The sequence below is a fragment of the Paraburkholderia sp. GV068 genome, from assembly GCF_003058125.1.
Taxonomy (GTDB): domain Bacteria; phylum Pseudomonadota; class Gammaproteobacteria; order Burkholderiales; family Burkholderiaceae; genus Paraburkholderia; species Paraburkholderia graminis.
Genome location: NZ_QBUB01000009.1, coordinates 267,297 through 289,695 on the forward strand (window position 1 = coordinate 267,297; position 22,399 = coordinate 289,695).

The 22,399-nt window shown below is 62.9% G+C and carries 17 protein-coding genes; 6 read left to right on the plus strand and 11 right to left on the minus strand.

The genetic code is table 11. The features are described 5' to 3' along the window. The first annotated feature begins 129 nt into the window (after positions 1-129). On the plus strand, positions 130-1,107 hold the full coding sequence (locus tag C8K18_RS20000) for a 2-dehydropantoate 2-reductase (protein WP_006049175.1): 978 nt from the start codon (positions 130-132) through the stop codon (positions 1,105-1,107). 116 nt (positions 1,108-1,223) lie between these two features. Here C8K18_RS20000 and C8K18_RS20005 read toward each other — a convergent pair whose 3' ends face one another. From C8K18_RS20005 to oxlT, 3 genes are all read right to left on the minus strand, one after another. Next, positions 1,224-2,675, minus strand: a complete 1,452-nt coding sequence (locus C8K18_RS20005; protein WP_107709025.1) for an aldehyde dehydrogenase family protein — start codon at positions 2,673-2,675, stop codon at positions 1,224-1,226. Between the two features lie 87 nt (positions 2,676-2,762). After that, positions 2,763-3,788, minus strand: coding sequence for a LysR family transcriptional regulator (locus tag C8K18_RS20010; RefSeq protein ID WP_107709027.1), 1,026 nt, complete (start codon positions 3,786-3,788; stop codon positions 2,763-2,765). A gap of 45 nt (positions 3,789-3,833) precedes the next feature. Next, positions 3,834-5,186, minus strand: coding sequence for an oxalate/formate MFS antiporter (gene oxlT / locus C8K18_RS20015; protein ID WP_006049172.1), 1,353 nt, complete (start codon positions 5,184-5,186; stop codon positions 3,834-3,836). Between the two features lie 362 nt (positions 5,187-5,548). Here oxlT and C8K18_RS20020 point away from each other — a divergent pair, with 362 nt between their 5' ends. Both C8K18_RS20020 and C8K18_RS20025 read left to right on the plus strand, forming a co-directional pair. Beyond that, positions 5,549-6,496 carry a LysR family transcriptional regulator gene (locus C8K18_RS20020; RefSeq protein ID WP_006049171.1) on the plus strand — a complete coding sequence of 316 codons (948 nt, stop codon included), beginning with the start codon at positions 5,549-5,551 and terminating at the stop codon, positions 6,494-6,496. A 96-nt stretch (positions 6,497-6,592) separates the two neighbouring features. Then, complete coding sequence (locus C8K18_RS20025; RefSeq protein WP_107709029.1) at positions 6,593-6,901, plus strand: hypothetical protein; 309 nt, start codon at positions 6,593-6,595, stop codon at positions 6,899-6,901. Between the two features lie 65 nt (positions 6,902-6,966). Here the strand turns inward: C8K18_RS20025 and C8K18_RS20030 are convergent, their stop codons facing one another. From C8K18_RS20030 to C8K18_RS20060, 7 genes are all read right to left on the minus strand, one after another. Continuing rightward, entirely contained in the window at positions 6,967-7,716 is a 750-nt protein-coding gene (locus C8K18_RS20030; RefSeq protein ID WP_107709031.1) for an NAD(P)(+) transhydrogenase (Re/Si-specific) subunit beta, read from the minus strand. A 63-nt stretch (positions 7,717-7,779) separates the two neighbouring features. Next, positions 7,780-8,607: a fumarylacetoacetate hydrolase family protein gene (locus C8K18_RS20035; protein WP_107709097.1), complete on the minus strand. Its 828-nt coding sequence runs from the start codon at positions 8,605-8,607 to the stop codon at positions 7,780-7,782. 98 nt (positions 8,608-8,705) lie between these two features. Further along, a complete protein-coding gene (locus tag C8K18_RS20040) occupies positions 8,706-10,901 on the minus strand; it encodes an acetate--CoA ligase family protein (protein WP_029966516.1) in 2,196 nt (731 codons plus the stop codon). A 100-nt stretch (positions 10,902-11,001) separates the two neighbouring features. Further along, a complete protein-coding gene (gene frc, locus C8K18_RS20045; RefSeq protein ID WP_006049166.1) occupies positions 11,002-12,249 on the minus strand; it encodes a formyl-CoA transferase in 1,248 nt (415 codons plus the stop codon). Positions 12,250-12,273: 24 nt separating this feature from the next. Beyond that, positions 12,274-14,037 carry a thiamine pyrophosphate-binding protein gene (locus tag C8K18_RS20050; protein ID WP_006049165.1) on the minus strand — a complete coding sequence of 588 codons (1,764 nt, stop codon included), beginning with the start codon at positions 14,035-14,037 and terminating at the stop codon, positions 12,274-12,276. Between the two features lie 551 nt (positions 14,038-14,588). Continuing rightward, positions 14,589-15,308 (minus strand): GntR family transcriptional regulator, encoded by a 720-nt coding sequence (locus C8K18_RS20055; protein WP_006049164.1) that lies wholly within the window; start codon positions 15,306-15,308, stop codon positions 14,589-14,591. Next, positions 15,286-15,504: a hypothetical protein gene (locus tag C8K18_RS20060; protein ID WP_006049163.1), complete on the minus strand. Its 219-nt coding sequence runs from the start codon at positions 15,502-15,504 to the stop codon at positions 15,286-15,288. The genes C8K18_RS20055 and C8K18_RS20060 overlap by 23 nt, the downstream gene beginning before the upstream one ends. A 378-nt stretch (positions 15,505-15,882) precedes the next feature. Between C8K18_RS20060 and shiA the strand changes: the two genes are divergently transcribed. The 3 genes from shiA (at position 15,883) to C8K18_RS20075 (ending at position 19,112) form a co-directional block, all read left to right on the plus strand. After that, complete coding sequence (gene shiA / locus C8K18_RS20065; RefSeq protein ID WP_006049162.1) at positions 15,883-17,199, plus strand: shikimate transporter; 1,317 nt, start codon at positions 15,883-15,885, stop codon at positions 17,197-17,199. 370 nt (positions 17,200-17,569) lie between these two features. Continuing rightward, a complete protein-coding gene (locus tag C8K18_RS20070) occupies positions 17,570-18,973 on the plus strand; it encodes an OFA family MFS transporter (protein ID WP_107709035.1) in 1,404 nt (467 codons plus the stop codon). 10 nt (positions 18,974-18,983) lie between these two features. Next, complete coding sequence (locus tag C8K18_RS20075) at positions 18,984-19,112, plus strand: hypothetical protein (RefSeq protein WP_006049160.1); 129 nt, start codon at positions 18,984-18,986, stop codon at positions 19,110-19,112. A gap of 88 nt (positions 19,113-19,200) precedes the next feature. Here the strand turns inward: C8K18_RS20075 and C8K18_RS20080 are convergent, their stop codons facing one another. Further along, a complete protein-coding gene (locus C8K18_RS20080) occupies positions 19,201-22,059 on the minus strand; it encodes a YadA-like family protein (protein ID WP_107709037.1) in 2,859 nt (952 codons plus the stop codon). Positions 22,060-22,399 lie beyond the last annotated feature (340 nt).

The following is a 22,399-nucleotide window of genomic DNA, read 5'->3' on the forward strand; positions in this document are numbered from 1 at the left end:
ATGCAAAGCGCGAGAAACTTTAACTATCTGTATTGACGCCGCGCCCCTATGCTCAATCAGTGACCCTCCGTCGTGTCCGGCGACGCGCGGCATGGGCAAGCGACTTCTCATAGTCACAGGAGCGGCATCATGAAGATCTGCATCTTCGGAGCGGGAGCGATAGGCGGCTTGATGGGCGTGCAGCTTGCACGCGCCGGCGCCGACGTCAGTTTCATCGCGCGCGGCGCGCATCTCGCGGCAATGCGCGAGCACGGCGCGCGTCTGATCATGGACGGCGAGACGGTGAGCGCGCCGGTCCGCTGCACGTCCGATCCGCGCGAGCTAGGCGTCCAGGACGTCGTCATCATCACGTTGAAGGCGCACTCGCTGCCCGGCGTGGTCGACTCGATGCAGCCGCTGCTCGGCAAGCACACGGCCATCGTGACCGGCGTGAACGGCATTCCGTATTGGTACTTCTATCAGCACGGCGGCAAGTTCGCGGGCACGCGCCTCGCGAGCGTCGATCCGGACGGCAGTCAATGGACGAAGCTCGGCCCCGAACGCGCGATCGGCTGCGTGCTCTACCCGGCCGCGGAGATCGTCGAGCCTGGCGTCATCAAGCATGTGTACGGCAAGAAGTTTCCGATCGGCGAGCCGAGCGGCGAGCGCACGCCGCGCATTCAGCAATTCCACGAGATCATGCAGGCCGCGGGTTTCGAGGCGCCGATTCGCGACAACATCCGCGACGAAATCTGGCTGAAACTGTGGGGCAATCTGTGCTTCAACCCGATCAGCGCACTGACGCACGCGACGCTCGACGTGCTCACGAGCGACCCCGGCACACGCGCCGTCTCGCGCACGATGATGCTCGAAGCGAAGCGCATCGCGGATCAGTTCGGCGTGCACTTTCGCGTGGATGTCGAAAAACGGATTGACGGCGCGGGCGCGGTCGGCGCGCATAAAACGTCGACGCTCGTCGATCTGGAAAACCGGCGGCCGATGGAAATCGATCCGCTGCTGACCGTCGTGCAGGAAATGGGGCGGCTCGTCAACGAACCGACGCCGACCATCGACGTCGTGCTCGCGCTCGTCAAGCTGCGCGAGCGCATGGCCTTGCAGGGCGCGTGAGCGAGATCGCGTTTATCGCGTTGGCCGTCGTGGTTTGATGATGGTAGGTGCAAAAGGATCGGACGTCGTCCGATCCTTTTTTATTGCGCCGTTATTACCGCTATCGCTACGGCTCGCTACTGGTCGATCGCGAGCCAGACCGCCTTCGGCTCGGTGAAGTTTTCAATCGCGACGTCGCCGTGTTCGCGGCCGAAACCCGAATCGCCGGAACCGCCCCACGGCAGACGCACGTCGGTGTAGCCATACGTGTTGATCCAGACGGTGCCTGCCCGCAGGTCTCTCGCCACGCGATGCACGCGGCCAATGTCCGCGCTCCACACGCCGGCCGCGAGGCTATACAACGTGCCGTTGGCGATACGGATCGCGTCGGCTTCGTCCTCGAAACGAATCACGCTTGCCACCGGTCCGAAGATCTCTTCCTGCGAGATTCGCATTTCGTGTTCGACGTTGGCGAATACCGTCGGCTCCACAAAGAAGCCGCGTTCGCCGACCCGCGCCCCGCCCGTCACGAGCGACGCGCCTTCCGATCGCCCTGCATCGACATAACCGAGCACGGTCTTCATTTGCGCGGCGGAGATGAGCGGGCCCATCGACGTTTCGCGCAGCGACGGATCGCCGACCTTGATCGACTTCGCTCGCGCGGCGAGCCGGTCGACTACTTCGTCATAGACATCGCGATGCGCGAGAATGCGCGAGCCCGCCGAGCACACCTGGCCCGTGTTGAAGAAGATGCCCGACGCCGCGGCTCGCACTGCGTTGTCGAGATTCGCATCGGCAAAAATCAGGTTCGCCGATTTGCCGCCGAGTTCGAGCGTCACGCGCTTGAAGTTGCTCGCCGCGCCTTGCAGAATGCCGCGCCCGACCGAAGGCGAGCCGGTGAACGTGACCTTGTCCACGCCCGGATGCGCGACGAGCGCGTCGCCCACCACACGTCCCTTGCCGGTGACGATATTCAGGACTCCCGGCGGTAGGCCCGCTTCGAGCGCGAGTTCACCGATACGCAACGCGCTGAGCGGCGTGATCTCCGCGGGCTTGACGATCAGCGTGCAACCGCACGCGAGCGCGGGCGCGATTTTCCACATGCCGATCATCAACGGGAAATTCCACGGCACGATGGCCGCGACCACGCCGACCGGTTCGCGGATCGTATAGGTCAACGCGTCCGGGCGAACCGGCACGACCTGGCCGTTGATCTTGTCGCACCAGCCGGCGTAGTACTCGAGCGTGTCGATCGCGGCCGGAACGTCCTGGCGCATCACGGCGGCAATCGGCTTGCCGGCGTCGAGGCTTTCGAGCGCGGCGAGTTCGTCGAGATTCGCGCGCATCAGGCCCGCGAGGCGGCCGAGAATGCGGCCGCGCTCCGCCGCCTTGATGCCGTTCCACACTTTCAAAGCGGCGCGCGCTGCGATAACCGCTGTGTCGACGTCGGCCGCGCTGCCTTGGGCCACGTGCGCGATCGGCTCTTCGGTGGCCGGATTGATATCGACGGAATATTCGCCTGTGCCCGGCGGCAACCGCTTGCCGTCGATCAGCAGATCATGGCGCCTGAGGTCGGTGTCAGTGTCCATCGTAAAGCTCCTTGCATTGAGATGTTGCGTGGCTGAGTGCTGCAAACCGGTCCGGGGATGACCGGTGCGCGCAAGGACCAGGCGGCGCTACGGCTCGTGAAGCGCCGCGCCGCTGCGCGCGGCGACGGGCCATGAAGAATCGGAGACTGTGTGAGAAGCCGGACTTGTGTTTGCCTCCGGGTTTGCCTCGCGGTTCGCCTCGACGCTCGCGCTGCTCGACAACGCCCCGCCCTGCTCGGCAAACTGAGCCCACGCAGCCGCGGCATTCGGCCTGAGCGAGCGGTTGCGGCGATGCACGAGCAGCGTCGTCAATGTCGCCTCGGGCGCGAGAGGCCGGCTCACGAGCGACTCGCCCACGGCGGGCCAATGCGAGTCGACGGGCAGCACGCCGACACCGAGCCCGAGTTCGACCATGCGCAGCACAGCCGCGACGTGCCCGAATTCCTGCACCGGACGCCGCTTCAAACCGTTTGCATTGAACGCGCGATCGAGCGCCGCGCGCGCGCCGGCGTCGGCGTTCAGCGTGACGAGCGCCCAGTCGTGCAACGCATCCCAGGCGACGCTCGCGTGTCGGGCAAGCGGATGAGTTGGCGGCATCACCGCATGCAGCGGCGTCGTGAAAACGACTTGCGCATGCAATTGATCGCTGACGAGCGGCTCGGCCAGCGAGACCACGCCGAAATCCACCTCGCCGTGCTCGACGCTCGCAAGCACACCGCTTTGCGCCTGGTCTTCGACGGTAACGAGCAGTTCGGGGAATGCGGACGCGCAGCGCGCGAGTCCCTGTGCGACCCAACTGGACGACAACACCGGATTGCTCGCCAGCGCGACCACACCGCGATGGCCTTCGTAAGCACCGCGTTCTTCGCGCAACGTCAGATCGATTTCATCGAGCAGGCGGCCGATTCTTCTTTCGAGGCTCGCGCCTGCATGCGTCAGTTGAACCTGGCGCGTCGTGCGGTCGAACAGTTTCAGATCGACCGCGTCTTCCAGTTCACGCACGCAACGGCTCACTGCGGACTGCGTCAGATCGAGTTCGCGCGCCGCGCGCGTGAAGCTGCGTTCACGCGCGACGGCGACAAACACCTTGAGTTGCTGCAACGAAACGTTCATGACGTAGTGGCCGGCGCGCGGCTTGCCGGCCTGTTCCTATTGTTCCTATTCGCCGGTTTGCTCGGGCCAGTGGCTAAGACGCGAGGCCTTGCCGTTACCGTTACCGGCGACGGCCAGCACGCCTGGCGACGGCTCGTCCTGCGAGTGGATCCAGCGCGAGCGCATCGGCGCGAGGATGAACTTCGCGGACACGCCCGCGGCAATCGTGATCACTGCGGACACCGTGAACACGAGGCTCCATCCGCCGGTTGCCGACAGCACCGATGCAATCGGCACCAGCAGCGAGGCCGTGCCTTTCGCGGTGTACAACGTGCCCGCGTTCGCCGCCGCATACTTGCTGCCGAAGGTGTCGGCGCAGATCGCCGGGAAGATCGAGAAGATTTCGCCCCAGAACAGGAAGATCAACGCGGCGAACGTCATGAACGCATACGGGTTCGTGCCGTACTCCATCATGCCGAGCAACGCGAGTCCTTCTCCAATGAAGATCATGAACATCGTGTTTTCACGGCCGATCTTGTCGGAGATGAAACCGCACAGCGGACGCGTGAAGCCGTTGCAGACGTTGTCGATGGAAAGCGTGGCTGTGAGAAGCGGCAGCGTGACGCCGAAGATCGTCATCGGAATGCGCGCGAGGCCCCAGTCTTTCGCGATTGGGCCGATCTGCGCAGTCGCCATCAAGCCGCCGGCTGCCACCGCGACGAACGACACGTAGATCACCCAGAACACCGGCGTCTTGATCATCTGGCCGGGCGTGAGATCGACCTTCGACACGGAGAACTTTCTCTTCGCCGGCGTGTGCTTACTCAACACCGGTTTCACCAGCAGCATCGCGAGCAGCAGAATCGCGACGCCCTGCAAGATACCGAAGAAGAAGAACGTGTGCTCATAGCCCGAGCGCGTGATCATGTTCGCAATCGGAATCACGGTGACTGCCGCGCCCGCGCCGAAGCCCGCTGCCGTGAGACCCGCAGCCAGACCGCGCCGGTCGGGAAACCATTTCAACGCGTTGCCGACGCATGTTCCATACACGCCACCCGCGCCGATGCCCGCGATCACCGCGGACGTATAGAGCATGGGCAAGGTGGTCGCATACGAATTCATCACCCACGCGAGGCCCGCGCATACTGCGCCGCCTGCCACCACCGGCCGTGGACCGAACTTGTCGACGAGCCAGCCCTCGAGCGGCACGAGCCACGTTTCAGTGAGAATGAAGATGGCAAACGCCAGTTGAATCGAGGCCTGGCCCCAGTGATGCCGCGCGTCCATCGGTGCGACGAAGAGCGTCCATGCGTACTGCAAATTCGCCACCAACGCCATGCACACCATGCCGATGACGAGTTGCCACCAACGGTTCGCCCAGAATACGCGGGCCGCGGTCTGTTGAGTGATGTCGTCCATGTGCCTTGTCTCCGCAATTATTTAGTGCAGCCGGCCAAAGCGCCGTGCTGTATGTGTCCCACCTTATCGTTATGACCCGGAAAGCCTTGCAATCCGGGAATGTTTAATATTTGAGTCTTTAAAGTGCTTCCTTTAAAAAGCGCTTTATTCATCGCCTTTTGGAAGTTCTTAATTCCGACTAATCCGTTTTGTTGTTTTCCGCCAATCTGCCGCCTGGTCCCGCCACGCCTGAAATCCAAGCGTTAACCCGAGTGTTCCGTGGCAGCTTCGCCTTGTTTACAAACCCATGCTAGGGTCATTGCTGAATTACTAATAATTAAAGTTTGTTATTATGTTGATTCACATTTGCTTATACATCGGTCATGACGATGCGCAATGCCACGCTGCGTCAATTGAAGGTGTTCGAGACCGTGGCGCGCCACTTGAGCTTTTCGCGCGCCGCCGAGGAACTGCATCTCACACAGCCTGCCGTCTCCACGCAGGTTCGTCAGTTGGAGGAGCATGCGGGGCTGCCGCTCTTCGAACAGCTCGGCAAAAAGATCTACCTCACGCCGGCCGGCACTGAAATGCTGCACTACAGCCGCGCGATCATTCAGCAGTTCCACGAAGTCGACGAAGCGATGAGCCAGTTGAAGGGCGTCTCCGGCGGCAAGCTGAATGTGGCGGTGATCAGCGCAGGCGACTACTTTTTTCCGCGGCTGCTCGCCGAATTCACGCGGCGCTATGCGGGCGTCGTGCTGAACCTCGCTGTCCACAATCGCGAGGAGTTGTTGCATCAGCTCGCGACCAATCAGACGGACCTCGCGGTAATGGTGCGCCCGCCGCACGAGATGGACGCCACTAACGAGCCGTTCGCGCCTCATCCGTATGTCATCGTGGCCGCTCCCACGCATCCGCTCGCGCACAAGCGCAACATCAAGATCAGCCAGTTGGCGAACGAGGCGTTCATCGTGCGCGAGCGCGGCTCGGACACGTGGAATTCGATGGAAGAAGGTTTTGCGGGCCGACTGTCGAATCTGAAGATTGCGATGGAGATCAAAAGCACCGAGACGATCAAACAGGCGGTGATTGCCGGCATGGGCATCGCGTTTTTGTCTGCGCATACGATCAGCCTCGAGTTGCAACTGGGGCATCTCGTGGTGCTCGACGTCGAGAGCTTTCCTGTGATGCTCAACTGGTATGTGGTTCATCGCAAGAACAAGCGCCTGCCGCCGGTTGCGGTGGCATTCAAGCGCTTCCTGATGGAGGAAGGCGCGAACCTCATCGAGAAGATCACTCGTGTGAAGGAATTGAGCGTCTATAAGCAATAGGCTATGGAGATCCAATAAAACTTTAACTATTGCAAATCGTTCGGTACTTCTATGCTGCAAGCTAGTTTCATCACTTGACAGCCCAGGAGGCCGATCATGAACCACGCTTCGGTTGCGACTCATGCCAGCGCACGCACCACTGCGCGCGCTTCCGCCGATCATTCCAACGACCCGCATCTGAGCGCCTATAACGCGGCGTTCAGCGACCTCGGGCTGCGCTTTCGCTGGGACCACGCCACGCTCGACGTGCTGAGCGAATTCAATAGCGAGGCCGCGCGGATTACCGCATACATCGAGCGGTTTCATGGGCATCTGCATCGCGCCTATGATCCGGACTTTCTCGCGCAATTGATCCTGCAGAAGAAGGCGCAGTACTTTAGTGAATTCGCGGCTTTGGGCGAGTGAGCGGATGGGCGGGAATACGTTCCCGCCTTTTATCGCGGCAGTTGCCTGATTGATCGGGTTCGCGTTCATGGATGCCGGCTTACCGTGGATCGGTTGGACAGGCGCCGTGCCGCGCATGCCTGAATGTTCCGTTGCCTGCTGCCGTTGCTGTCGCTGTTATGCCAGCGTCGGCCGTGACGGTATGCTGCCGCGCGCACCATGACGTGCATTGGGCTGACTTCTTCTGCGTCTTCTCGCCACTTCATTGGCATGTCGGCGCGAGCGCCATACGCGTGCGTTTTCGCATGCTTCTTCGAATACTCGCGGCTCATCATCACATGCACACCGATCGACGAAGCCAGCGCGCTCATCGCGAGCAACGCGGTGAGCCCGAACGGCTGCGCCGCTTCGGTGACGAAGCCATAGCCGAGCCATCCGCATAACAGCAGTGCGACCGCATTGACGATGTCGTGCCCGCGACGCGCCGTCACGCGAAGCGGCAACAGGCCGCGCAGTTTGCAGAATGCGATCGCCGATGCCGCGAAGATCAACGCGCCGGCGAACACCGCCGCATAGAGTTCGATCCGCTCGGGAATCGCGAGATTGGCCTGGTTTCCTGGCGACAGATAACGCGCGACGCCGACGGATACGACGGATAAACCCATGCCGCTCGCGAGCAACGCGGCGAGCGCGGGTCGTCGTGTGAGATTGCGACGGCGCACGACGGATGCACCGGCGAGCATCGAGCCGAGCGCGCAGGCAAGCAATGCAGCACACGCAGCCGTCAGCGAGACGACCATTCCAAGCCACACGGTACTATCCGACGCTTGCGGCACGCGCGCTCCTTCCGTGTTGTTGCAACCCGCGGACTTGTGGCCCGCGGATCGACCGATCGTTCTTCAAACGAGTCCCGCCGTAACGCCTGTTGCAGTAACGCCCGGCCCCGGCGCTTCGCGTACCGCGGCTTGCAACGTATTGCGCAGCGTGCCGATTCCATCGATAGAAATAGACACCGTCGCGCCATCCTTGATCGACCCGACTCCCACCGACGTACCGCACGCAATCACATCACCCGGCTCCAGCGTGAGATCCTGCGAAATGAGGCTCACCTGCTCGGCCGGCGAAAACACCATGTCGGACAGCGGATAGTTTTGCCGCTCGACGTCGTCGAGCATCGTCACGAGATGCGCGTTTTGCCAGTCGAAACCGGAGACGATTGCCGGTCCGATACAACAGAACGTATCGAAGCCTTTCGCGCGGCACCATTGCGGAAAATGCGGATTTTCGTTCAGCAGATCGGCCGCGGTCACGTCGTTGACGAGCGTGTACCCGAAGATCGCTTGAGCAGCCTCTTCGACGTTCGCATCGCGGCAGCGCCGGCCAATCACAATGCCGAGTTCGCCTTCATAGACGATCTTGCCCGCGTAGCTCACGGGCCGCCGGATCGGCTCGCCCGAACCGATCACCGAGCCCGCCGGCTTCAGCAGAAAAAGCGGATGCGCGGGCACCGGCTTGTCGAGCTTCGCGGCAAGCGCGTGAAAGTTATTCCACAGTGCGACGATCTTGCCAGGCGCGCAAGGCGCGAGCGGCGTCAGCGCGCGCGTCGACAACACGGCGCCGGTCGGCACCGGTTGATCGAGACTTTCGTACTCGTGCAGATAAGCACCTTCGACGCGGCCGAACACCACACCGCCGTCGCTGGACATGAAACGCATCCACGTATCCATTACGCCGCTCCTTGAGCGCTTCGGCACGATCTTCTTCGCGAGTTGCAAACGACAATCGACTGTCGCGAAGAAAACCGTGCCGCCTTCCGTTTGACGCGTCAGATCAGGCCGGCGCCGCGTGCCCACTGATACTTTGCACCGAGCACCGCGACGGGAATTTCCGTCGAATAGGCGTACGCGGGAACACCATGCGCGTACAGATATTCGGCGGCTTCCTCCACCTGAACGTCGCCCGCGAGCGAGGCCACGATCGGCTTCTCGATGCCGCGCGCTTTCATCTCCTCTTTCACCTCGACGACGAGTCGCGCGAACACCATCGGCGGCGTGATGATGGTGTGCCAGTAGCCGAGGATGATCGCGTGAATGCGCGGGTCTTCGAGGCCGAGCCGGATCGTGTTCTGATACGTGGACGGCGGCTCGCCACCCGTGATGTCGACAGGATTGCCCGCCGCGCCGAACGGCGGAATGAACTTGCGGAACGCAGCGTCGAGATCGGCGGGCATGGTCATCAGCGACAGACGGTTGTCCACGCAAGCATCGGACAACAGCACGCCCGAGCCGCCCGCGCCCGTGATGATCACCACGTTCTCGCCCTTCGGCGTCGGCAGCTTCGGAATGCCGCGCGCGAACTCGAGCAGGTCGCGCAGCGAGCGAGCGCGGATCACGCCGCATTGCTTGAACACGTCTTCGTAGATGCGGTCGTTACCCGCAAGCGCGCCCGTGTGCGAGCTCGCCGCTCGCGCGCCCAGACTCGTGCGGCCCGCCTTGAGCACCACGACCGGCTTTTTCTTCGACACGCGCGCCGCCGTTTCCGCAAACGCGCGGCCGTCTTTCAGGTCTTCGCAATGCTGCGCGATGATGTCGGTGTTCTCGTCCTGTTCGAAGAACGTGAGCAGATCGTCTTCGTCGATATCGGACTTGTTGCCGAGCCCGACAATCGCCGACACGCCCATCTTCGCCGAACGCGAGAAGCCGATGATTGCCATGCCGATACCGCCCGATTGCGACGACAACGCCGCCTTGCCTTGCACATCGTACGGTGTGCAAAACGTTGCACACAGATTCTTCGGCGTGTAGTAGAAGCCGTAAATATTCGGCCCCATCAGGCGAATATCGTATTCGCGCGCAATCGCCACGATTTCCTGCTGGCCTTCCACGTTGCCGGTTTCCGCAAAGCCGGACGGAATCAGCACCGCGCCCGGAATGTGCTTCTTGCCGACTTCCGTCAACGCGCCGGCGACGAACTTCGCGGGAATCGCAAACACAGCGACGTCGATATTGCCCGGCACGTCCAGCACACTCTTGTAGGCCTTGTGGCCCATGATCTCGTCGGCCTTCGGGTGGATCGGATAGATCTCGCCCTTGTAGCCACCGTTGATCAGGTTCTTCATCACCGAGTTGCCGATCTTGCCGTCTTCCGCCGATGCACCGATCACCGCGACCGAATCCGGCTTCATGATGCGGTTCATTTGCCGCACAATGTCTTCCTGACTCGGCCGATAGCGCTCTACCGGCGGCGCGAAATCGAGCACGATGCGCACGTCGGCGGCAATCGCACCGCGCTTGCTCGCGAACACCGGGTTCAGATCCAGCTCGGAGATTTCGGGGAAGTCCGACACGAGCCGCGAGACGTTTTCGATCAACCCGGCGAGCGCCTCGCGGTCGACCGGTTCGCCGCCGCGCACGCCCTTGAGCATGTCGGCAGCCGCGATGCCGTCGAGCATCGAGCGAGCGTCGTCGCGCGTGGCCGGCGCGAGGCGGAACGTGATGTCCTTCAGCACTTCGACCAGCACGCCGCCAAGACCGAACGCGACCAGCTTGCCGAACGACGGATCGGTCACCGCGCCGACGATCACTTCCTGCCCGCCGCCGATCATCTGCTGCACCTGCACGCCAAGCAGATTCGCGTTGGCGTTATAGCGCTTCGCGTTCTCCATGATCGTGGTGAATCCTTGCACCACGTCCGCAGCGTTCTTCACGCCGACGAGCACGCCGCCCGCTTCGGTCTTGTGCAGAATTTCCGGCGAGACGATCTTTAGTACCACTGGAAAACCGATGTCCGCCGCGAATTGCGCGGCTTCGTCCGCGGTCGTCGCAAGCGCTTCCTTCGGCACCGAAATGCCGTAGACGTCGCACACGAGTTTGCCTTCCGGCGCGGTCAGCGAGTTGCGGCCTTCGGCTTTCGCGTGATCGAGAATGTGCCGCACGACGTCCTTGTTGGCGACCTGCGCGCGGTCGTCCGGCGTGTGTGCGGTACCGCGTTCTTTCAGTGAGAGCGTGTCTTCGTATGCCATGTCCTGCCGTCTCCAATGCGGGTTCGAAAGGCGCCGCCCGGCACCGCGCTCGCCTGGATGGCGAGCGGCGGGCGGCCTGCACTACGGGTTTTTCTATGCGCTAGATGGCGCCGGCGGTGCGCAGTGCGCTGATCTGCTCGGGCGAGTAGCCCAGTTCCGCCATGACTTCGTCGGTATGTTCGCCAAGCAGCGGCGAGCGCTTCACCTCGGTCGGGCTATCGGACAGTTTGATAGGATTGCCAACGGTCAGATATTTGCCGCGCGTCGGATGATCGACTTCGACAATCGTGCCGGTCTTGCGCAGCGAGGGCTCCTCGGCGATCTCCTTCATCGACAGAATCGGCCCGCATGGAATGTCGTACTTGTTGAGGATCTGCATCGCCTCGAACTTGGTCTTGGTCATCGTCCAGCGTTCGATTTCCGCGAAAATGTCCTTCAGACGCGGCAGGCGTGCGGCGGGCGTCGCGTAATCGGGGTCCGTGGCCCACTCTTCCTTGCCAATCACGTTGCAGATCTTGGCCCACACCGGCGCCTGCGTGATGAAGTAGATGTACGCGTTCGGATCGGTCTCCCAGCCCTTGCATTTCAGAATCCAGCCCGGCTGGCCGCCGCCCGACGCATTGCCCGCGCGCGGCACCGCTTCGCCGAACTTGCCGTTCGGATATTGCGGATACTCCTTCATCACGCCGGTGCGTTCGAGCCGCTGCTGATCGCGCAGCTTCACGCGGCACAGATTGAGCACGCCGTCCTGCATCGCAGCGAGCACGCGCTGGCCGCGGCCCGTCTGCGTGCGCTGATAAAGCGCGGTGACAATGCCGAGCGCGAGATGCAAGCCCGTGCCGCTATCGCCGATCTGCGCGCCGCTGACGACCGGCGGGCCGTCGTCGAAACCCGTGGTGGACGCCGCGCCGCCCGCGCATTGCGCGACGTTCTCGTAGACCTTGCAGTCTTCGTACGGACCTGGGCCAAAGCCTTTCACCGACGCGACGATCATTCGCGGATTCAGTTCCTGGATGCGCTCCCACGTAAAGCCCATGCGATCCAGTGCGCCCGGCGCGAAGTTCTCCACCAGCACGTCGCATTTCTGGATCAGCGCCTCCAGAACCTGCTTGCCTTCCGGGTTCTTCGTATCGATCGTGACCGAGCGCTTGTTGTGATTGAGCATCGTGAAGTACAAGCTGTCCACGTCGGGAATATCACGCAATTGCTCGCGCGTGATGTCGCCGGCGCCGGCCCGCTCCACCTTGATCACGTCCGCGCCGAACCACGCCAGCAATTGCGTGCAGGTCGGGCCCGATTGCACATGCGTAAAATCGAGAATGCGCACGCCGTCGAGTGCTTTGCCCATGTCGTGTCTCCTAAGGTGTCCGTATTACTTGTACATGGTCTGATTCTTGGTGCCCGGCGCATACTCGCGCGGATCGACCCAGATGTTGACGACTGCGGAGCGGCCGGTGCGATGAATCGACTCGCGTGCACGCTGCAATGCGCTTGCGATCTGCGCGGGATCGCGCACTTCCTCGCCGTAGCCGCCGAGCATTTCGGCGAACTTGCTGAACGGCACATCGCTCAGCAGATTGCCGACGTTGCCGCGCTCGTCGCCGTATTTGGCGAGCTGGCCGTAGCGGATCTGGTTCATCGCCGAGTTATTGCCGATCACCGCGAGGTACGGCACGCCGAAGCGGTTGGCCGTTTCCATGTCGAACGCGGTCATGCCGAACGAGCCGTCGCCGTAGTAGCAGAGGACTTCCTTGTTCGGATGCGCGATCCCCGCTGCGAGCGCAAAGCCGGTGCCGACGCCGAGCGAGCCGAGTGCGCCTGGGTCCATCCATTGACCGGGACGGCGCGGGCGAACCGCTTGCGCGGAAATCGTCACGACGTCGCCGCCGTCGCCGATATAGATCGTGTCGTCCGAAAGAAACTCGTTGAGTTCGTAAGCGACGCGGTACGGATGAATCGGCGTGCTGTTCGACTTGAACAGCGGCATCAGTTTTTCGGTCGCGGTTGCTTCGGCATCCTGAAGTTGCGCCATCCACTTGCGGCGTGCCTGGCGCTTGTCGTCCTTGAGGCGACCGCTCGCGGCTTGCAGCACCGCAGCGAGAATCGCGCCCGGATCGCCGACCAGACCAAGGTCGATGTCGCGATTCTTGCCGACCGTCCGGTAGTCCATGTCGATCTGCACCAGCGTCAGTTCCTTGCTGATGCGCTTGCCGTAGCCCATGCGGAAATCGAACGGCGTGCCGACGACGATCAGCACGTCCGCATTCGCAAACGCCTGCGAACGCGTGCGATCGAAGTGATGCGGATCGCCCGGCGGCAGCAAGCCGCGGCTCGCGCCGTTGAAATAACCAGGAACGTCGAGACCGCGCAGCAATGCAATCGCTTCCTCGTGACCGCGCGCGGTCCACACCTGCTGTCCGTATAGAATCGCGGGGCGCTCCGAATTGACGAGGATGTCGGCCAGTTTCTCGATGTCGCGCGGATCGCCAATCGATTTCGTCGACGCGCGATAGTGACCCGGCTGCGGCACGACGGCGCGCGTGAGTTCGACTTCACGGTCGAGCACATCGCGCGGAATTTCCAGGTAAGCCGGGCCGGGCGCGCCGTTGAAGCACTCGCGCGCGGCCATCGAGATCATGTCCGCGACGCGCTCCGTGCTCGACACGCTGGCGGCGAACTTCGTGATCGGCGACATCATGTCGACGTGCGGCAGGTCTTGCAGCGAGCCCATCTTGTGCTGCGTCAGCGCGCCTTGCCCGCCGATATGCAGCACCGGGCTCTCGGAGCGAAATGCCGTCGCGATGCCGGTCACCGCGTTCGTGCAGCCGGGGCCGGCCGTCGTGACCACGCAGCCGAGCTTGCCGGTCTGGCGCGCGTAGCCGTCTGCTGCGTGCGCCGCGACCTGCTCGTGGCGCACGTCGATGATGCGAATCCCTTCGTCCACACAACCATCGTAAATGTCGATGATGTGGCCGCCGCACAGCGTGAAGATCGTATCGACCCCTTCGTTTTTCAGCGCCTTCGCGACCAGATGGCCGCCCGAAACGACGCCCGCGTTGCGCGTCTTTTGCTTGAGCGTGTCTTCGGCCGTGGTGCTGCTCGTGGCGGAGTTCAGGGATGAAACAACTGCAGACATGGTCGTCTCCTGTGTGTCGACCGGCTTGGCGCGTCAGTGCTTGCGCCGGTCCCGTGCTTTGCATCGGCCGGTGTTGCGCATTAGCGCTTGCGCCGGCCCCATGAAAGACTGCTGCTTATCGGTTGTGCAACGCTTCTCAGAACATGCCGCCCTGCTTGCCCACATACGGTATGTGATATATCAGATTCAGGCAAGGACGATTTCATGCTCTGGGTCCGCTCTGCGTTTCTGCTGCAATCCCTGCTCGGCATGGGAAAGCGGCTGTTTCGAGATCCGCTTTTCGGCCTTCCGCAAGGGAAAACACTGAGCGCCTAGTAATATCGCTCACTGTTGATATATCACATACCACATTTCACCAGACGTCAAGCGCGGTGTTTCCCTACGAAGCGCGGACAAACGAAAAAAGCCCGCGGTGCGTGAACACCGCGGGCTTCAATGCCTGCGTGACTTGGTTGCTACAGTGACGGGCGCGGGCAGGCCCGGCGAAACTCCGCGCCGAACGCCAGACGTGCTTAACGTACCTAACGCCGCACGCTACGCCTATTCAGCCGTCAATCGAGAAAATCGCAGTTCTTCTCCACGAAGGCCGCCAGATCGAGCGAATGCTGGCGCGTGAGACGCTCGGCCAGTTCGGTATCGCGCTTCTCGAGCGCCTCGATAATGCGCAGATGATCGACGATGGACCGCGACGCGCGATCGCTCTGCGAGATGGTCATGCGCCGGATAGCGCGCACGTGGATAAAAATATTCTTGATGGTGTCGAGAATGATCTGCGACTTCGACAACTCGACGATCGACTGGTGAAACGCGATGTTCGCGTCCGAATACTCGGCGATGTGCTCGGCCGGCGTGGCGTCGCGGAAATTGTCGAACATGTGCCGCAGGCGAGCGATTTCCTCGTCTGTGGCGCGCTGGGTCGCCAGACGTGCGGCCATGCTTTCCAGCGCGGCCCACATGTGAATCATCTCGACGATCTCGCGCTTGCTTTTGCGGACGATGTAAATGCCGCGCCGCGGCACCATGCGCAGAAAGCCTTCCTGCTCAAGCAGCGTCATCGCCTCGCGCACTGGCGTTCGGCTGACGCCGAGCGTCTCGCTCAACACCCGTTCGTCCAGACGGATTTCGTCGCGCGTCTGGTAGATGTCCGCATCGGCAATCGCCTGGCGCAGCATCGCATAAGCCTGATCGCGCAAGCTCGCGCTTGCGCCGATAGGCTGCAACGACAACGTCAAAGGTGTTGCCACCGCTTCAGTTTGAAGTTCCGACGACATTCATCGCCTCTGGTTGAACATGCATACGATAAGGCGCCACCGCTGCCCCACGTTGCTCGCTCAATCCGACGAAACGGCCATGTTGCGCTGCAAGTTGCGCGACAGGCTGCGGAATCCAGCGAGCGATAAGAACCGTGGCGGCACTGCCCAAGCCAACAACAGCGACGGCCAGCAGCGAAAGAGGAACAAATTCCATTTGTAGCTCCAACTGATTGAGTGATCGAATGACTCAATCATATGCTGCATCGCCGCAAAAATCAATATTGTGTATGTAGTATATCAGTGACTGTTGTTTTTCGATCAATGACTACGGTAGCATGCGCCGCGTTCTCCCGCCTGCCGCTTGTTGCGGGCGCGCCGCGGCTCCGTGTATACGCCAGGAACGCGCGCTATTCGCGCAGACGCGTTCGACTATCGCGCAATCCACGTCGAGTGCCGATTGTGCGGCAAGCGCAGCGTCATTAATCTTCCGCACAACCTGCAAGCGATCGGCGGCCCGCAGAAGGCGCCGACGCCGCGCCGCCAGCACGCGGCCGGTCATGCAGTAGTCCAAGAATCTCACGGAGACCCCGTCATGAGCACCACTCTCTCGCCGGCCGCAACAGCCGACAACCGCATCGCCCGCAGCCGGGCACGCAAAGCCGCGCTGGGCAGCTTCGTCGGCGCAGTCGTCGACTGGTACGACTTTCTGCTGTACGGGATTGTCGCGGCACTCGTCTTCAACGCGGAGTTCTTTCCGAAAGTGAGCCCGGCAATGGGCACGCTTGCGGCCTTCGCGACATTCGGCGTCGGCTTTCTGTTCCGGCCGCTCGGCGGCTTCGTGTTCGGCCATTTCGGCGACCGGCTCGGCCGCAAGCGCATGCTGGTGCTCACCGTGATGATGATGGGTCTCTCCACCGCGGCCATCGGCCTGCTGCCGTCGTTCGCGACTATCGGCTGGCTCGCGCCGGTGCTGCTCGTCACGCTGCGCGCCATCCAGGGCTTCGCGGTCGGCGGCGAATGGGGCGGTGCGGCGTTGATGGCGGTCGAAAGCGCGCCCGAGAAAAAGAAGGCGTTCTACAGCAGCGGCGTCCAGGTCGGCTACGGCGTGGGCCTCGTGCTGGCGACGGGGCTGGTCGCGCTGATCAGCCGTTCGATGGATAACGCGTCGTTCATGAGCTGGGGCTGGCGCCTGCCGTTCCTCTTCAGCGTAGTGCTGGTGCTGATCGCGATGTGGATCCGCTCGAGTATGGAAGAGTCGCAGGAATTCGTCGAAAAAGTCGGCGCGCACGGCGAGCGCCGCGTGCGGCTGCCGATCGTCGAAGCGCTGCTGCGTCACCCGAAAGCGTTCCTGCTGATCATCGCGCTGCGCCTCGCCGAACTGTTCACGATGTATATCGTGACCGCCTTCGCGCTCAATTACTCGACGGCGAACCTGCACATGCCGCGTGAGTTCTTCCTGACCATCGGTCTGCTGGTCGGCGCGGTGAGTTGCGTGACGATTCCGCTTTTCGCGATGCTCGCCGACCGCTTCGGCCGCCGCCGCGTGTACATGATCGGCGCGCTCGTCGGCATGTTCAGCGCCGTGCCGTTCTTCCTGGCCCTCGAAGCACGCTCGACGGTATGGATCGTGGTTTTCGCCGTGATGCTCGCGAACATCGCGCACGACATGGTGGTCAGCGTGCAGCAGCCGATGTTCACCGAACTCTTCGGCACCGAGTACCGCTACAGCGGCGCGGGCGTCGGCTATCAGGTGGCGAGCGTGGTAGGCGGCGGCTTTACGCCGTTCATCGCCGTTGCGCTCGTGAGCTTTGCCGGCGGTTCGTGGCATCCCGTGGCCGGCTATCTGGCGATCGGCTGCCTGATCTCTGTGCTCGTGGCCGCAAAAATGAAGACCGGGCGCACCGTTTGAACGGTTGATCGCACTTCGAAGAGGCCGGCGTGGCGTTGCAGCCACCGCCGGCCTTTTTTGCTTTGAAGGCGCGGTACGGGCTGCACGCCAAGTTGCGCCAGACCCGACATCTGGACCCACTGCCGCGATCCGGCAGATGCGCGTCGCATTTCCTCGGGCAATGCCTTATGCATTTCTATCTCATATTGCCAACCTAGGTCCGCCGCCCTATCGTTCGACCAGGCAAGCTCCATCCGGGACTTGCGCACGTTCATATGAAGCCCAGCCGCATATATGAGCGCCCCATCGAGTAGCAATTCTCACGCCGAAGCACTAAAGGATTCGGTCTGATGCGCCGATAACAAAGACTTCGCTTTCCGGGAGACCGACCATGAGCAGCATGACCGAGCCACAGCACAATTCAGGCTCCGCACGATTTTTTTCGAAAGAAGCCACCATCGCGAAACCGGGGTTCTCGCGCTGGATGGTTCCTCCCGCGGCACTCGCCGTCCATCTCTGTATCGGCCAGGCGTACGCGTTCTCCGTGTTCAACGGCCCGTTGACCAAGGTGATCGGCATCACGCAATCCGCGCCCGATGACTGGTCGCTGACTTCCCTTGGCTGGATTTTCTCGCTGGCGATCGTGTTCCTCGGTTTGTCGGCGGCGTTCGCCGGCAAGTGGCTCGAGCACGTCGGCCCGCGCCGCACCATGTTCACCGCGGCCTGCTGCTTCGGCGGCGGCTTCCTGATTTCCGCGCTGGGCGTGTACTTCCACCAGATCGCGTTGCTGTATCTCGGCTACGGCGTGATCGGCGGAATCGGGCTCGGCCTCGGCTATGTGTCGCCGGTATCGACGCTGATCCGCTGGTTTCCGGACCGCCGCGGCATGGCGACCGGCATGGCGATCATGGGCTTCGGCGGCGGCGCGATGATTGCCGCGCCGCTGTCCGTCGCGCTGATGAACCACTTCAAGAGCGCGACCAGCATCGGCGTGGCCGAGACGTTCATCGTGCTCGGCATCGTGTATTTCATCTCGATGTCGATCGGCGCGTTGGCCATTCGCGTGCCGCCGACGGACTGGAAACCGGCAGGCTGGACGCCGCCCGCGACCTCGCAGCAAAAGATGATCACGCGTAACCACGTGCACATCGACCAGGCGCTGAAGACGCCGCAGTTCTATCTGATCTGGCTCGTGCTGTTCCTGAACGTGACGGCCGGCATCGGCATTCTCGGCCAGGCTTCGGTGATGATCCAGGAGAGCTTCAAGGGCACCGTGACGGCTGCCGCCGCTGCCGGTTTCGTCGGCCTGCTGTCGCTGTTCAACATGGGCGGGCGCTTCGTGTGGGCATCGGCGTCGGACTGGATCGGCCGTAAGAACACCTACTTCATCTTCTTCGCGCTTGGCGCCGTGCTGTATTTCCTCGTGCCGAGCTTTGCCGCGTCCGGCCAGATGGCACTCTTCGTGCTGGCGTACTGCATCATCCTCACGATGTACGGCGGCGGCTTTGCGACGGTGCCCGCGTATCTCGCGGACATGTTCGGCACGGCGTTTGTCGGCGGCATTCATGGACGCCTGCTGACCGCATGGGCCGCGGCCGGCGTGGCGGGTCCGGTGCTCGTGAACTACATCCGCGCGTACGAAGTCGCGCACGGCGTGGCGAAGGCCGACGCCTACACGATGACGGTTCACATCATGGCCGTGCTGCTGGTGGTCGGCTTCATCTGCAATCTGTTGGTCAAGCGTGTGGACGACAAGCATCACATGACCGACGCACAAGTCGCCAAAGGCGCATAAGGAGACTCGCATGTCGACCATTGAACCCGTGCACCCGACCAACAAGGTCAAGATCGCCGTCTTCTGGCTGTACGTGATGATCCCGCTCGCGTGGGGCGTGTTCAACACGCTCTCGCAAGCGATGAAGCTGTTCCAGTAAGCGCACCTGCGCCCCGCCGCCTGCACCGCGGGGCGCGCGGGGCGCCTTCGATTTGCCGCCGGCAGTTCTCGCCGGCTGGCTTCCCTTGCTACCACTGATACGCGGCGCCGGCGCCGACCGCCGTGGTCACCGAACTGATGCCCGCGCTCAGCTTCACCTTGAAGTTCTGCGCGACGCGCGCCGACAGCCCCACGGCCACCGCCTGATAACCCATGTAACCCGCCGTGCCTACGCCGATGGCGAGGTTCTTCGTCGCGTCGACTTCCGGGACCATGGTCATTGCCATCGCGGACGCCGTTCCCGCATACGCACGCCGCGCCAGATCGCCCATGCCGCCCTGGAACTGCTGCATGTTGACGGCGTCGCCGGGCGCCTGGCCTGCGGCGAGGTTCGTGATGCGGCGCTCGTTACCCGACGAGCCGACGGAAACCGTGTTCGGCTGATCCGCGACCGAACCTTCGCCTAGCGCGACGGTATTCGCCGCCGACGCTTTCGCTCCGCCGCCGACCGCCACAGAACCGTTGCCGGTTGCCTGCGGCGCACTCGCGGAACTGTTCACGGCCGTATAGCCGTTGCCGCTCGTCGCATAGTTCCGGACAGTCTGGTCGATGCTGCTGATCTGCTGATTGGTTTGCCAGAGCTGCGCGCCGGTTACCGCATCGCTGCTGGTTGCCGATACTTCGCCGTTCTTCAGGTTGGTCAACTGCACGGCCGGCGCATTCGCCGCCGTGCCGCCGAGCGTCATCTTGTCGTGCGCGGAACTGTCGTACTGAACGGCATTCGCCACCGTTCCGTTGATGTGGCCAACCGTGTTCTGCAGACCCGCAATGTCGTTGCTGTTTTGCGTGACGCGGCCGTCGAGATTGCCGAGCGCGCCGCCGACGTTGTTGACGACCTGCCCGCCCACCTTGTACGAAGGCGCGCTGACCGAGCCGTCCGCGTTCACCGTCGAGCCGCCGCCGAGCGCCGTCGCCGTGCTCGCGGCTTGCGCGAACAGTTGCGAGCCGTTGACCGCGTCGGTGCTCGCCGCGTTGAGCGAGCCGCGTCCGACGCCGGTGACGACGCGGTTGCCCTGCGTGCCCGCCACATTGATCGCCCGGCCGTCGGTCGAGGCGCCGATCTTGATGACGCGCGAAGACGGGTCTTGCGTCACCATGCCGGCGCCGCCCTGCTGGACGTTCTGCTGCAGTGTGCTGAGCCCGCTGTCGAGCGAATCGAGCGCGTCGCCGACGTTCTTCTGCGTGCCGCCTTGCACGTGATACGACGGGCCGGTCACGGAGCCGTCGATATTGACCTGCGCGCCGCCGCCAAGCCCGGCGACCACCGGCCTCAACTGCGCAAAGTTGACCGCGGACGTGTCGGCCAGGCCCGCCGCGACGCCGGTCAATTGACGCGCGCCACTCGTGCCCGCGAAGTCCACGCGCGCGCCGCCTGCATCTTGCCCGACACTAATGACGCGCGAGGTCAGGTCCTGCTGGACGAGCCCGATCTCGCCGTTCGTGATCTGCTTCGCGACGTTCGTCACATTGCCTTCGAGCGCTGTAGTGCGCGTGTCGAGGCCCGATATCTTCGTCGTGTTGACGCTCACGCGCTGGTCGAGATTCGAGATGTCGGTCGCGTTGCTGCCGACGCGCCGATCAAGGCTTGCAATGTTGTCGCTGTTTTGCGCAACCACCTGATTGGTCGCGAACAGTTGGCCGCCGTTCACCGCGTCCAGGCTGTCGCTGTCCAGTCTCGTGGCGCGTACGTTGGTCACGCGGACCGGCGCGCCGGCGTTGCCGAGCGTCAGGGTGTCGTGCGCGGCGGAGTCGTATTGAACGGAGTCGGCCGTGGCCGCTGCAATTGTCTTCGCGCTTGCCGCCGCACTCGCCGCGGTGCTGGTTGTCACGCTCGTGTTGACGGCCGCCGCGAGCGCCGAGCCGACGTCGCCAAACGTGTTTCCGCCGATGGTGTAAAGCGGCGGCTTGACCGTGCCGTCCGCTTTGACCGCCGCCTGGCCGCCGAGCGCGGCCGCCACGCTCGCGGCATTACCGTAGAGTTGCGCGCCATTGACCGCGTCGCTGCTGGACGCGTCGATCGCGCCGCGCGCGAGTCCTGTGAGCGTGCGGTTGCCGTTGAGGCCGGCCACGTTCATCCGGATACCCGTCGACGACGGCGCGAGCAGAATGTCGCGCGTTCCGAGGTCCTGCTTGACGAGACCGATGCTGCCCGACACGACTTGGGACTGCAGCGTGGCAATGCCGGTATCGAGCGAACTCAGCGCGCCGCCGACGGTGGTTTGCGTGCCCGACTGCATGTAGTACCGCGGGCCGACGGTCGAGCCGCTCGCGCTCACCGACGCGCCGCCGCCGAGCGTCGACACGACTTCCTTAAGCTGCGTAACGTTGACCGCCGATTGAGCAGTCGTCCCCGCCGCGACGCCGCGCAGTTCGCGCGGGCCGCCGGTTCCGGTGAAGTCCACGGACGCGCCATCGGTGCCCGCGCCAATGCTCAGATTGCGCGTGCCCAGGTCCTGCCGCGCGAGTCCTGTCTGACCGCTTTCGATGTTGCCCGCGAGGTCCGAGATGCTTGCCGCGTTCTGCGAGACGGCATCGTTCGTGGCGTGCAGTTGCGCGCCCGTTACCGCGTCCGTGCTGTAGGCGTTGAGCGCGCCTTGGGCGACGTTCGTCACTCTGACCGGGGTGCCCGCATTGCCGAGCGTCGCGCTGTCGTGCGCGTCGCTATCGTAGAACAGCGCGTCGGCGACATTCGGGCAGCCGGAGGGCGCGCACTCCTGGGCGCCGGCCGGTTGCGCGAACACCAGCGCGCCGAGCAAGCCCGCCGCCGCCGCGGCCAGCGCCCGGCATACCGAAGCGCACTTCGCACCCCCGCTTTTCGTGACTTCCGATGCGGCCACATAGACGCGCCTCGCTTCATTCCATACCGCTTTATAGGTCTTGTTCAACATTCCTCCCATTCTTTTTATTTACTGTCTCTTGCCGAGACTTTTCTTATGCCATCCTAAGTATTTAATCGACTAAACAGACTCAGGACGCACTGCGCTTTTACTTGGCCAACAAGGCTGGAGCGACGAGTGTGCAACCGCCTCCGCGGTTCGCGAATACGATTAATCCTAAAAGCGATTTTTTAGCTTTAATTAGCTAAATGGCATAGTGCGATTCAGGCGAAAACTGCCAAAGCTCTTAATCCCGAATGCGGACGATTAAGCGTTTTTAGTCGAATGCTGAGAGTGGCCGAGAATCGGCATGGAGGAAATGCGAGCCCGTCGATGCCGGCTCGCAATCAAA